The organism is Kribbella sp. NPDC049174, assembly GCF_043197365.1.
Lineage (GTDB): Bacteria > Actinomycetota > Actinomycetes > Propionibacteriales > Kribbellaceae > Kribbella.
The window spans coordinates 1,139,052-1,151,545 of sequence record NZ_JBICSZ010000001.1; the positions used below are offsets into that span (position 1 = coordinate 1,139,052).

Annotated in this window: 14 protein-coding genes; 11 read left to right on the forward strand and 3 right to left on the reverse strand. The window is 68.8% G+C overall.

What is annotated here, in order from left to right; genetic code table 11:
* Positions 1–19 precede the first annotated feature (19 nt).
* From ACGFIF_RS05215 to ACGFIF_RS05250, 8 genes are all read left to right on the forward strand, one after another.
* Positions 20–856 carry a fumarylacetoacetate hydrolase family protein gene (locus tag ACGFIF_RS05215; protein ID WP_393151638.1) on the forward strand — a complete coding sequence of 279 codons (837 nt, stop codon included), beginning with the start codon at positions 20–22 and terminating at the stop codon, positions 854–856.
* Entirely contained in the window at positions 853–1,581 is a 729-nt protein-coding gene (locus tag ACGFIF_RS05220) for a GntR family transcriptional regulator (RefSeq protein ID WP_393151640.1), read from the forward strand. Before ACGFIF_RS05215 ends, ACGFIF_RS05220 begins: the two co-directional genes overlap by 4 nt.
* On the forward strand, positions 1,578–2,306 hold the full coding sequence (locus ACGFIF_RS05225) for an SDR family NAD(P)-dependent oxidoreductase (RefSeq protein ID WP_393151642.1): 729 nt from the start codon (positions 1,578–1,580) through the stop codon (positions 2,304–2,306). Before ACGFIF_RS05220 ends, ACGFIF_RS05225 begins: the two co-directional genes overlap by 4 nt.
* 3 nt (positions 2,307–2,309) lie before the next feature.
* Positions 2,310–3,881, forward strand: a complete 1,572-nt coding sequence (locus ACGFIF_RS05230; protein ID WP_393151644.1) for an FAD-dependent monooxygenase — start codon at positions 2,310–2,312, stop codon at positions 3,879–3,881.
* Positions 3,881–4,273, forward strand: a complete 393-nt coding sequence (locus tag ACGFIF_RS05235) for a cupin domain-containing protein (protein ID WP_393151646.1) — start codon at positions 3,881–3,883, stop codon at positions 4,271–4,273. Before ACGFIF_RS05230 ends, ACGFIF_RS05235 begins: the two co-directional genes overlap by 1 nt.
* Position 4,274: 1 nt before the next feature.
* The gene (locus ACGFIF_RS05240) at positions 4,275–5,174 is read left to right on the forward strand and encodes an amidohydrolase family protein (protein ID WP_393151648.1); all 900 of its coding nucleotides are present in this window, start codon (positions 4,275–4,277) and stop codon (positions 5,172–5,174) included.
* Positions 5,175–5,238: 64 nt separating this feature from the next.
* Positions 5,239–6,183 carry a zinc-binding alcohol dehydrogenase family protein gene (locus ACGFIF_RS05245; protein ID WP_393151650.1) on the forward strand — a complete coding sequence of 315 codons (945 nt, stop codon included), beginning with the start codon at positions 5,239–5,241 and terminating at the stop codon, positions 6,181–6,183.
* 152 nt (positions 6,184–6,335) lie between these two features.
* Entirely contained in the window at positions 6,336–7,028 is a 693-nt protein-coding gene (locus ACGFIF_RS05250) for a GntR family transcriptional regulator (RefSeq protein ID WP_132211872.1), read from the forward strand.
* On the opposite strand, the gene ACGFIF_RS05255 is transcribed toward ACGFIF_RS05250, so the two are convergent.
* The 3 genes from ACGFIF_RS05255 to ACGFIF_RS05265 are packed head-to-tail and all read right to left on the reverse strand — an operon-like array spanning position 6,991 to position 8,788.
* Complete coding sequence (locus tag ACGFIF_RS05255) at positions 6,991–7,737, reverse strand: PIG-L deacetylase family protein (protein ID WP_393151652.1); 747 nt, start codon at positions 7,735–7,737, stop codon at positions 6,991–6,993. The genes ACGFIF_RS05250 and ACGFIF_RS05255 overlap by 38 nt on opposite strands.
* Positions 7,738–8,202, reverse strand: coding sequence for a PPOX class F420-dependent oxidoreductase (locus tag ACGFIF_RS05260; protein ID WP_393151654.1), 465 nt, complete (start codon positions 8,200–8,202; stop codon positions 7,738–7,740).
* 46 nt (positions 8,203–8,248) lie between these two features.
* On the reverse strand, positions 8,249–8,788 hold the full coding sequence (locus tag ACGFIF_RS05265) for a hypothetical protein (protein ID WP_393151656.1): 540 nt from the start codon (positions 8,786–8,788) through the stop codon (positions 8,249–8,251).
* Between the two features lie 528 nt (positions 8,789–9,316).
* Here ACGFIF_RS05265 and ACGFIF_RS05270 point away from each other — a divergent pair.
* The 3 genes from ACGFIF_RS05270 (at position 9,317) to ACGFIF_RS05280 (ending at position 12,490) form a co-directional block, all read left to right on the forward strand.
* Positions 9,317–10,015 (forward strand): hypothetical protein, encoded by a 699-nt coding sequence (locus ACGFIF_RS05270; protein ID WP_393151658.1) that lies wholly within the window; start codon positions 9,317–9,319, stop codon positions 10,013–10,015.
* Entirely contained in the window at positions 10,015–11,613 is a 1,599-nt protein-coding gene (locus ACGFIF_RS05275) for a DNA polymerase Y family protein (protein ID WP_393151660.1), read from the forward strand. The genes ACGFIF_RS05270 and ACGFIF_RS05275 overlap by 1 nt, the downstream gene beginning before the upstream one ends.
* A gap of 88 nt (positions 11,614–11,701) precedes the next feature.
* Positions 11,702–12,490 (forward strand): DinB family protein, encoded by a 789-nt coding sequence (locus ACGFIF_RS05280; protein WP_393151662.1) that lies wholly within the window; start codon positions 11,702–11,704, stop codon positions 12,488–12,490.
* Positions 12,491–12,494 lie beyond the last annotated feature (4 nt).

Here is a 12,494-nt window from a genome sequence, read left to right on the forward strand (position 1 = left end):
GGCGTCGAGTGGACCTGAGATGCGGTACGTGATGGTGGAGCACGCCGGCCGGGAGCGGCCGGGCGTGCTCGACGGGGATTCCGTGCTGATGCTCGCGGCACCCGATCTGACCGCGGTCATCTCGGGTGAGGTTGCCGTTGGCAACGAGAGGATCCCTTACAGCGAAGGGATCCTGCGTCCGCCGCTGCGGCGGTTCCGGCGGGACATCCTGTGCACCGGGTGGAACTACTGGGACCACTTCGAGGAGAGCCGCGGTAAGCGCGAGGGCCAGGACGTCGACCGGCCCGAGCATCCGACCTTCTTCACCAAGGGCCCGGACGTGGTGATCGGCCCGTACGACGACATCGCCTGGGACCCGGCGATCTCGGCCAAGTGGGACTACGAGGCGGAGCTGGCGCTGGTGATCGGCAAGACCGGGCGGAACATCCCCGTCGCCGAGGCGTTGGACCACGTCTGGGGCTACACACTGGCCAACGACGTGTCGCAGCGGGACCTGCAGCGGGCGCACGGCGGCCAGTGGCTGAAGGGCAAGAGCATCGACAACACCATGCCGCTCGGTCCGTGGATCGTGACCGCGGACGAGCTCGGTGATCCGCAGGACGTGCGACTGCAGTGCCTGGTCAACGGTGAGGTACGGCAGGACGCCTCCACCAAGCAGATGGCCTACGACGTCGCCACGCTGATCAGTGAGCTGTCCTTCGGCATGACCCTGCGCCCTGGCGACCTGCTGCTCACCGGTACGCCGGCAGGCATCGGCAACGCCCGCGAGCCGCAGGTGTTCTTGCAGGAAGGTGATGTGGTCATCACCCGAGCTGACAAGATCGGTGAGCTTCGCAACCGGGTGGCTCGGGCATGAGCGGTCCGTTGGAGTTGTTGCCGGGCGGTGGCCGCGGAGGGCGTCGTACGCTCGCTGAGCATGCTGCCGCCGAGCTGCACCAGCTCATCCTGTCGGGAGAGCTTCCGAGCGGCACGCCGTTACGGCTGGTCGAGCTGGCGAGCCGGCTGGAGATGAGCCAGATGCCAGTCCGGGAAGGGCTCCGGCGGCTGGAGGCACTCGGACTGGTCGAGATCATCCCTCACCGAGGTGCCTGGGTCCGGGACCTGTCGCTGGACGACTTGCGGGACACGCACGAGACCCGGCTGGCTCTGGAGAGTCTCGCCGTACGGGCTGCCGCGGAGCACTTCAACGACGAGGACCTGCAGAAGGCAGCGGCCGCACTGGCCGAGCACCTTCGGCTGTCCCGGGCCGAGGACTCGGTGGGTGCTCGGCAGGCGCACGCGGACTTCCACTTCACCATCTACCGGGCCGGTGGGTCGCAGTGGCTCGCCCGGGCCATCGAGCCGGTGTGGCAGAACAGTGAGCGGTATCGCTTCGGCAGCCGGCCCACCGCGTTCCTGATCGAGCGGAACCGGGCGGAGCACCAGGCGATCCTGGACGCGTGTGTCGCGCGCGACCCAGATGCGGCTGAGCGGGCACTGCGTAACCACCTGGCCGGCGCGTTCCAGCGGATCACCGAGACCATGACGAGGCGGGCCGAGGGAGATCAGCACAGCCCGTCGAAGCAGAAGGAGACGTCATGAAGGTGAGCTTCGACGCCACCGGTGAGGTCGTGGTGATCACAGGTGGCGCGCAGGGCATCGGAGCGGCGCTGGCGCGGGCTGTGACGGCCTGCGGTGGTACTGCGGTGGTCTTCGATGTGATGAAGCCTTTGGACGACGCTGTCGAGTTCGTCGAGGTGGACGTGGCGGACCGGCTTGCTGTCGAGGAGGCTGTCTCGGCTGTCGTCGAGCGCCATCGTCGGATCGACGGACTGGTCGCGGGAGCTGCTGTGCAGCCTCGGTCGTCGGTGCTGGAGCTGGAGCCGGCCGACTGGACCAGGACGCTGCGGGTGAATCTCGACGGCGTGGTGTGGGCTTGCCAGGCCGTCGTGCCGCACATGGTGTCGCGGCGGTCCGGATCGGTGATCGTGTTCACGTCGGGTATGGCTGTGACCGGGTACGCCGGTGCGGCGGCGTACGCGTCCAGCAAGGCCGCTCTGATCGCCTTCGCCAAGTCACTCGCCGCTGAGGTGGCCGAGCACCGGGTGCGGGTGAACGTGGCCGCGCCGGGCGTGATCGACACCGAGCAGTTCCGAGGGGCGAACGCCGGTGCGGACCGGGAGCACTGGCAGGACACCATTGGTATCGGAGACCCCGAGGACGTGGTCGGTCCGTTGCTGTACCTGCTGTCCGATGCGGCCGCGATGACCGGGTCTGTCCTGACCCGTGAGCGAGCCTTTGCCAAGCTAGCGACCTTTGCGGAGTGATGAGTGACTGCTGACCAGCTGCCCGTCGCCGTAGTGGGTGCCGGGCCGATCGGCCTGACGACGGCACTCGGCTTGGAGCACTACGGCGTACCGTACGTGCTGCTCGAGGAGGACGCCGTCCTGTCCTCGGACACCAAGGCCGGTACGACGCTGAGCCGGACACTGGAGATCTGGAACCGGTATGGCGCGGTGGACGAGATCCTGGCGGCCGCACTGCGGATCGACGAGATCGGTGACATCGACCGGGCCACCAACACGCCTCGGGCCTCGGTCCGACTGGCCGAGCTGGTCAACGACACGCAGTTCCCGTTCGTGATCAACCTGCCGCAGCAGAAGATGGAGCCGATCCTCGCGGCCGCGCTGTCGCAGCCCGTCCGCACGCGGCATCGGCTGACGTCGTTCGAGGTGCGTGACGACCGAGTCGTCCTGCAGGTGGAGACGCCGGAGGGACCGCGCTCCCTGGAGGCCTCGCACTTGCTGGCGTGCGACGGTGGCCGGAGCAAGATCCGCGACGCGCTCGGCGTGACCGTCGTGGGGGAGACTCTGCCGGAGCGGTACATGCTGATTGACGTCGTGGTCGACCTGGACGTCGACAACGCGCGCGACTACCCGTACCTGGCGTACTTCTCGGACCGGTCCGAGTGGATGGTGCTGATCCGGCAGCCGGACAACTGGCGGTTCCTGTTCCCGCTCGGTCCGGGTGCCGAGCCGCCGGGGGACGAGGACCTGCTGGTGAAGGTGAAGCAGTTCATCGGCGAGGTGGACCGGATCGAGCTGCTCGGCTCGGTCGTCTACAACGTGCACCACCGGGTCGCGGACCAGTGGTCGGTGGACCGCAAGGTGTTCCTGATGGGCGACGCGGCCCACCTGATCACACCGATGTGGGCACTGGGTCTGAACACGGGTGCGCTGGACGCGTCCAACCTGCCGTGGCGGCTGGCCTGGGTACTGCGGGGCTGGGCGGACGAGACGCTGCTGGACGGCTACGAGCAGGAGCAGCGGCCGGTGGCGGTCAACGGGTCCGGTGAGATGGCCGAGGCTGCTCGCAAGTACATGTCCCACCAGCGCGGTGCGGTGACGGCATCGGGCAGTGACTGGGCGACGGCGTACACACGGACGCTGCTGGGGGTGCGGCTGGACGTGGACGGTGAGGGAGACTGGTCCATGGTGGCCACTGCTGCCGAGCCACCGACCGTACGAGCTGGTGACCGGGCGCCGGACCTTCAACTGCAGGGACCTTCCGGCCGGGTGACGGTGCACGAGCTGTGCCGGCAGTCGTTCGTCGCGCTCTACTTCACCGACGTACGACGGAGGCCGGACATCCCGGTCAACGACTCACCTGCGTTGAAGCACTACGCCGTCTCCCGGTGGGACGCGCCGCACGACTCCGGCCTGCGTGACCGCGCCCTGTTCGACCCGGGAAGCGTTGCCACGAACAGGTACGGCGTACCGCCGGAGAGCGTCGTACTGGTTCGGCCGGACGGGCACATCGCCGCGGTGGCTCCGCTGCGGGCCGGCGTGGCGGAGGAGCTGTACACCGGGATCACCGGTCGGCCTGTACCGCGGGAGGGCTGATGAGTTCGTTCGACGAGCCGCTGCGCGAACTACTGCTGCAGACGGACGACCTGGAGTGGGTGGACAAGTCCCTGGCCGGGCTGTCCCACAAGATGCTGTGGCGTGATCCGGAGACCGAGGCGTCGATAGCGTTGGTGCGGTTCGAGAAGGGCTCGGGGATCCCGTCGGAGCACAAGCACGCGTCGAACCAGTTCATGTTCTGCCTGTCCGGGCGGTACGTGTACCTGCCGACCGGGACGACGCTGACCAAGGGCAGCTTCTACTGGAACCCCAAGGGAGCCGTGCACGGGCCGACGCTCGCCGAGGAGACCTCTGTCCTGCTGGAGGTGTACGACGGACCGCACTATCCGGAGCGGCCGTCGTTCTACGACAACGACGAGGACGCTCGCTGACATGGCCGGTTGGGACGTCCACACCCACCTGATCCCGCCCACTGTGCTGTCCGCGGCGCACAAGGGTGAGTTCGGGCTGTCCGTCGACAACGGCTCGCTGGTCGTCGACGGGCAGCGGCTGCCGTTGCGGCGCCTGGCGGACCCGGCAGCTCTGCTGCAGTGGGTTGTGGAGCAGGAGTTGGACGGTGCTGTGGTGTCCGTACCGCCCGCACTGTTCCGGTACGACGCCGGCGTCGAGTGGGCGGAGCTGGTGAACCAAGGGCTCCGTGAACTCGCGACACCTCAGCTACGCGTGCTGGGCCAGCTACCACTGCTCGACCCGGAGGCACCTGCGGTTGCTGCGTCTCTGGCTGGTGAGGGCGTCTTCAGTGGCTTTGCTCTTGGTACGCCGAGCTACGAAGGGCTGGATCCGGTGTGGCAAGTGCTGCACGCGGTTGAGGCCTTCACGCTGATCCACCCGGGTCACAGTGACGACAAGCGGCTTGAGTCGTTCTACTTGACGAATCTGTTGGGGAATCCGTACGAGACCGGGCTGGCCGCGGCCAGCCTGGTCTTCGCGGATGTGCCGGGGCGGTTTCCGGGGATCCGGTTCTGCCTGTGCCATGGGGGTGGTGTCACGGCGGCGTTGGCCGGCCGGTGGCAGCGGGGGATCGACACGGCCCGGCCGGGGATCGAGCCGCCGTCGTTGCCGGTGGCGGACGCGTTGCGCCGGTTCTACGTCGACGATCTGGTGCACGACGACGCCGTACTGGAGTTGCTCGGCTCGACCTTCGGGGGTGACCGGGTGCTGGCCGGCAGCGACTGGCCGTTCCCGATGGGCAGCGATTCGGTGGCCGCCGCGCGGGCGGTGGCGGCCGGTGCGCTGACCGCGCCACTGGCGAAGGGGGTCGTTGCGCCGTGAGACGCGGTTTTTGTCAGGACCTAGATGTGATCAGATATCAAATGTGGATGAACGGGGTGGACAGATGAGTTCTCGCACGGGGGCGACGCTGCGCTGTCACGGGCCAGGGCAGCAGTTGAAGGCCGAGGAGCTCGAGGTGGTTGCCGGACCGGAGGAGACGCTGGTCGAGATGCGGCTGGCCGCGGTGACGCAGGCCGACCGGTCGGTGGTCGCCGGCAAACAGCCAACCCAACCCTTCGTTCCAGGATCCGAGGGCACCGGCGTCGTGGTCACCTCGTCGGTCCTCGAAGCCGGGACGCCGGTGGTGATCCGGGGCGAAGGAGTCGGTGTGACCAGGCCCGGCCTCTGGGGTCGATACGCCGTCGTGCCGGACGCCGCCGTACATCGTCTGCCGGCCACACTGGATCCTGTTGCCGCTTTGGTGCTGCTGACACCAGCTCTCACGGCCCACACCGCGGTACGACGGGTTGCCGGCGTACTGGAGGGCGAGACTGTCGTGATCACCGGGATCACCAGCCTGGTCGGTCGACTGTGTGCTGCAGTCGCTCGATCGGCCGGTGCGACGAAGGTGATCGGGCTGGCGCGGCTCGGTGAGTCCGTGGACGTGGCGGCCCCGTTGGTCGACCAGATCGTGCGAGTGGACGAGTTGGGCCAGATCGGACGCGAGCTGCCGTGGTGTGACGCGGCCATCGACACTGTGGGCGGTCCAGTGACCAGTGGGGTGCTCGGACACATCACTCCGGGCGGGCGGGTCGCCGTACTGGGGTACAAGGCTGGTGAATTCACCACCATCGACTTGCATCAGTTGATCGGGCGGGATCTGCGAGTGCTGCCGGTGAACCTGCAGCGAACCGTCCTCGAGCCTGGTGCGGTCAGCCAGGCGCTGGCTGACGTGGCGCCCGCGCAGTTCCGCCCGGACGTCGAGGTGTTACCTGCCGATCGAGTTGCTGACGCACTTGATCGCAACGCCCTCGATCGCCGGGTTTTCCTTGATCTGTCGACGTTCTAGCGCTCTGCCCGTTTGGACTGCTGGACTAGACCAATCGGTGTTGCGCAAGTCTCCACTGGGCAATCGGTTGTCGAAGTGCCCCAGATCACCTGCTGCCCGCTACGGTTACCTCCCAGAGTTGTGCCGTGGAGGAGAGAGGCAGCCCGCACCCTATGACCCGACGACTCGAGCTCACGCCCGGGGGACCGACCGGCCGTCGTACTCTCGCCGAGGAGGCTGCGGCCGAACTGCACGAACTCATCCTGTCCGGTGAACTTCCGAGTGGTACGGCGCTCCGGCTGGAGGAGTTGGCCAAGCGGCTGGACATGAGTCAGATGCCGATCCGCGAAGGACTGCGGCGGATGCAGGCGCTCGGGCTGGTCGAGATCGTGCCGCACAAGGGTGCGTGGGTCCGCGAGTTGTCGATGGAGGACCTGCGCGACACCCACCAGACCCGGCTGGCGCTGGAGTCCCTCGCCGTCCGGGCCGCCGCGACGCGCTTCTCCGAATCGGACGCCACCCTGGCCAGAGCTGCGCTGGCCGAGCACGTCCGGCTCTCGAAGGCCGGTGACAACATCGCCTCCCGGCAGGCGCACACCGAGTTTCACTTCGCGATCTACCGGTCCGGCGGGTCTCGCTGGCTGCCGCGCGCGATCGAGCCCGTGTGGCAGAACAGCGAGCGCTACCGCTTCGGCTCCCGTCAGACCAAGGCGCGGATCGAGCAGACGCGGCGTGAGCACCAGGCGATCCTCGACGCCTGTGTCGCGCACGACGAAGCCGGTGCCGAGGCCGCACTGCGCGAACACCTCGAGGGTGCGATGCAGCGCATCACGGAAACGATGGAGCGTCGCTACCAGAAGAGCTGAGCACCTCGAAACGATCGGTGTCCCAGCCACTCGCGTCGAAGATCGCCCGTAGCAGTAGGGAGTCACCTCGTCGGCCGTACGTCGTGACCAGCTCGGGGATGGCCGTCGTACCCAGTCCGTCGTAGTAGTGGTCCAATGCCTTGCGACGCCGCAGCTCCGGCCCACCGTTGACCTCTTGAAGCACTGTGCTCTCGTCGCAGCCGACAACTTGGCCGGACCCCACCTGCTCACCCGGCAGGAGTTGCTGCATCAGTTCCTGACCGGCGCGGACGTCCTGCGCCCGCAACCGGGCTCCCAGCGCATGACACGGCTGCTGTCGCACAGCCCGCTGTACGGCTCGTGAGATGGCGATGTGGTCCGGATGCCCGGTAAGGCCGTCTCTGCCGACAGTGAGCAGCAGTTGCGGCTCGACTTCGCTGATCGTGCTCTCGACCGCATGTGCGACGTCACCGAGCTCAGCACTCGCCAGAGTGTTTGGACCAGCTGAGCCGCCGTCGTCGACCCAGCGATCCTTGGTGCTCAGCCAGCCCCACTCGTCGATACCCAGCAGGTCGCAGGAGGCTTGCAGCTTGTCCGCTGCATCGCCGATCCCTTGCATGGCAACCCGCAGTACGACGTGCCACCCCGCCTCACTCAGTACTGCGGTCGCGGCACCCGTGGCGAACACCTCGTCGTCCGGGTGCGCCTGTACTACAAGGGCTGTGCGCACTCAGTCGGCCAGCCGGGCCGGGAAGCCACCCGTCGCCACCGGGCCCCAGCGCTCCGGGGTGATGCGGATCAGGCACTTGCCCTGCGTCCGCATGGCTTCGCGGTACTCGTCCCAGTCCGGGTGCTCGCCGGAGATCGAGCGGTAGTAGTCCACCAGCGGCTCCACTGCGTCCGGCAGCTGGATCACCTCACCAGTACCGTCCACCTGCACCCACGGGCCGTTCCAGTCGTCCGACAGCACTACGACACTGGTCCGCGGGTCCCGCTCCACGTTGGTGCTCTTGGCCCGCTCCGGGTACGACGAGATGACGATGCGGCCCTCGGTGTCGACACCACCCGACACCGGCGACGCCTGCGGCGTACCGTCCGCGCGAGTGGTGATCAGCAGCATGTGGTGACGCGGCCGCACGAACTCCAGCAGCTCGTCGACCCCGACCTTGGTGTTGGTGGCAATAGTCCTCGGCATGACTCCACCCTATGCAGTCCAACAGGTGTCCTGCCGGTGCAGGTCGTCAGGCGTCGTTCGGTTGCAGATCGGCTGGGGTGAGGAGCTGCTCGAGCTCCTCGTCGGTGAGTTGGTTGACGAGGGCCTTCAGGCGTTGGGCCTGTGGGGTCGTCGGGAGCGCGCCTTCGAGCAGGTCGGGGAGGTAGAGCTCGTAGCCGGCGCGGGCTCGTGGTGAGTACCTGTGCCTGGTCCGGGCCACGGCGGAGGAGACGCGGATGGCGTGCTCGTTGCCCGGTGGTACTCCCTCGCGGTCGATCTCGCGGGCGGCGAACCGGAAGCCGTTGGCCCGGTCGCAGCTCGCACACCCGGTCGGTCCGGCGCCGAGGCCGGAGCCACAGTCGGGGCAGGTCAGCTGCTTGAGCGCGCCGTCCACGATCCGCCAGTCGAACTCGGAGGTGTCCTGCAGGACGACCTCGGCCAGCTCGCGCTCATCCGCCGTTCCGGCGGTGATCCCGGACTCGGCGCGGAACCGGCGCCAGGCCTCGTCGATACTGTCCTCGACCTGCAGGAGCGCGGCGATCTGCCGCGGATGATCGACCCGTCGCATGCGGTGACTTTAGTCTTCCGGTGGGCTGGGGACGACCACATTGACATGTTCGAACAGGTGTTCGAACATGGATTCATGACGGGGACGACGGAAGCAGATCGAGCGCGACCGGGAGTCACGGCGCTGGACCAGGCGCGAATGCTCCTCGCCCGAGCCAAAGCCCAGAAAGCCGCCCGCCTCCGCGAACAAGAAGAAGCAGCCATCACCCCGCCCGAGCCCCCCAAACCCCGCCCGAGCACCCCCTCGCACACCACCCCCACGGCTGCTTTCTCCGGCTCTGCTGCCCACCTCCACCCCACCGACCCTGACCACCTCCGCGCCCCCCTCTCCGCCCACCCCGGCGCCTCAACTCCCCGCATCCCCCCTGCCTCCGACTCCACCACCCACCTCGACCCCACGGCCGCTTCCAGCGGCTTCGGCTCGGCGGGTCGGCTGAGCGCCGCCGACCCCACCCGCCTGAGACTCGCCGCAGACTCGGGGGAGCTCGGCTCTGTGGTGACAGCAGGGCCTGCGGGGCTGAGACGACTGGTGCCGGCGCCACGGACCACCGAGGTGCGGGTGCAGCAGGCGTTGGACACCGCGAGTGTGGATCGGGTGCTGCCCACCCTGCCTGCGGTCTCCGAGTTGCTGGCCGGGCCCGGACTGCGCGGCGGTTCGGCGTACTCCGTGCGCGGTTCGTCCGCGTTGGTGATGGCGATGATGGCCGGCCCGTCCGCGGAGGGTGCGTGGTGCGGGGTGGTCGGGCTGCCGTCGTTCGGTGCGGAGGCGGCGCGAGGGCTCGGGGTCGACCTGGATCGCCTGGTCCTGGTGCCGGACCCGGAGCACGACTGGCTCAACGTCGTCGCCGCACTGGTCGACGCTCTGACCGTGGTGGTCGTCCGTCCACCGGGTGAGGTGACACCTGGGGAGGCATCCCGGCTCGCCGCGCGTCTGCGGACCAGGGGTGCGGTGCTGATCGCGGTCGGCTCCTGGCCGGGAAGCGAGGCGCGCCTGGAGGTGGAGAGCAACACCTGGACCGGCTTGGGGTCCGGCGAAGGCATGCTCGCCGCGAGACAGGCGACCGTCGTGGTGACAGGTCGGCGCGCCGCCGTACGCCAACGGAAGCATCAGCTCTGGCTCCCCGGACCGGACGGCACCGTCCGCTCGGTCGAATCGGTTGATCAGGTCCACTCGGTTGATCCACTCGGCGAGGAAGCTCTGCGCTGGCAGGACGAGGCGGTGGGCTGATGAGTGGTCGCGGACTGACTCGCACGATGGTGGTCTGGGTGCCCGACTGGCCGGTGACGGCAGCCGCGGTGGCGGCCGGACGATCCCCCGACGAGCCCATCGCCGTCCTGGAGAAGGGCAAGGTGCTCGCCACCTCCGCCGCCGCCCGGGCCGGAGGGGTGCGCCGCGGTCTGCGCGCCCGCGACGCACAGTCGCGCTGCCCGGAGCTCGTCGTACTGAAGTACGACCCGGTGATCGACGCGCGCGCGTTCGACCCGGTGATCGGCTGCCTGGAGGCGCTCATCCCCGGCATCCAGGTGATCCGCCCGGGCATGTGCGCGTTGAAGGCGCGCGGGCCGACCCGGTTCTACGGCAGCGAGTCCGCGGCGGCGGAGAAGCTACTCGACCGGCTCGAGACGTTCGACGTACCCGGAGGCCGGGTGGGGGTCGCCGACGGCCCGTTCGCCGCCGAGCAGGCGGCCCGGTCGAGTCCGGCGCAGACCCGGATCCTGGTGGTCCCGCCGGGGGAGTCCGCGGAGTTCCTGGCGCCGTTCAGTGTCGACACGCTCGAGCAGCCGACGCTCGCCGACCTGCTCCGCCGGCTCGGGCTGCGGTCGCTGGGTGCGTTCGCGCGGTTGTCACCCACCGAGGTGCTGACCCGGTTCGGCCCCGACGGTGCGTTCGCGCACCGGCTCGCCTGCGGGTACGACGTACGTCCGGTGGTCGGCCGCGAGGTGCCGCCGGAGCTCGTCCGCACCCTCGACTTCGAGCCGGCGGTGGACCGGGTCGACCAGGTCGCCTTCGCGGTCCGGTCGGTCGCCGACGAACTGATCGCCCGGCTGACCGAGCTCGGCCTGGTCTGTACGACGCTGCGGGTCGAGGCCGGCACGGAGTCCGGCCGGATCCACGAGCGGGAGTGGTTGCATCCACGCTGGTTCACTGCTGCCGACGTGGTGGATCGGGTCCGCTGGCAGTTACAGGGGAGTGGTACGGCGACCAGCGAGCTGACGTCACCCGTCGTACGGCTCCGGCTCATTCCTGAACAGGTCGATCCGGTCGGTGCGCATGTCGACGGACTGTGGGGAGGTGGGCCGGACGAGCGGATCCACCGGGCGCTGTCGCGGGTCCAGAGCATGCTCGGTCATGGTGCCGTCGCATCGGTCGTGATCGGCGGCGGTCGCGGGTCCGCCGAGCGGCAGACCTTGATTCCGTGGGGCGATCGTCCGGTGCCGGCCCATCCGGCGGATCAGCCGTGGCCGGGCGCGATCAGTTCCGCCGACCCGGCGCGCTGGCCCACGCTCGCGCCCACCACCATCTTCCCCACCCCGCTGCCCGCCCAGGTCCTCGCCGAGGACGGCAGCCAGGTCTCCGTCAGCGCCCGCGGTGCCCTCTCCGGCACCCCCACCGCCTTCCGCCTCGACCCCGACCCCCGAGTTGCCGACAGCAACAAACTCCACCCGATCACCGCCTGGGCCGGCCCCTGGCTCGTCGACGAACGCTGGTGGGACCCCCGCGCCGAATCCCGCCGAGCCCGCTTCCAATTCACCACCGCCGACACCCGAGCCTGGCTCTTCACCCTCCACCAAACCACCTGGCAAGCCGAAGCCACCTACGACTAACCCTCCGAGAGGCGACTGACTCTGTCTGATCGGAAGCCATCTACGGTGTCGGCACAGAATTGTCGGAGGTGGGGGTGAGAATGGCGCGGTGGACGAGTCAGCGCAGTTCGGGCCGCACCGATGGTCGGCGGGGTACCACGGTGCGGATGAGAGGTTTCGTGGGGCGACGTTCATGGTGGGGGATCTGCGGGACGCGCGGTTCGTCGACTGTGATCTGACCGGGGCCAGGATCGTCGACGGGTGTCTGGTCGACGTCGCCATCTCGGGGTATGTCAGCAACCTGGTCGTCAACGGGATCGACGTCACTGAGTACGTCGAGGCCGAGCTCGATCGGCGGCATCCCGAGCGGGTGCAACTGCGGAACGTGCAGAACGCGGATGACTTCCGCGCCATGTGGGCCACGACCGAGCGGCTGTGGTCGGAGCTCATCGAGCGGGCCGAGCGGCTGCCCGAGGCCGTCCGGCATGAGCGGGTCGCCGACGAGTGGTCGTTGGTCGAGACGTTGCGGCACCTCGTCTACATCACCGACTCCTGGGTGAGCCGAACGATCCTCGATGAGGAGAGGCCGTTCCATCCGCTCGCGCTGCCTCAGACCGCCTACGCGCCCGCGGATGCCGCGGCGCTGGGGATGGAGCTCGACGCCAAGCCGTCGTACGCCGAAGTGCTCGAAGCGCGCGCGGACCGGGTGGCGGTCGTGCACGGTGTCCTCGACGGTCTGACCGATGCTGAGCTTGGCCGGCTCTGTCTGCGATCGCCCGCGCCCGGCTATCCAGAAGAAGAACGCCCGGTCGGCGAATGCCTCGGCGTCCTGATGGAGGAGGAATGCGAGCACTACCGCTTCGCCACCCGCGACCTGACCATCCTCGAATCCCGCTGAGCGC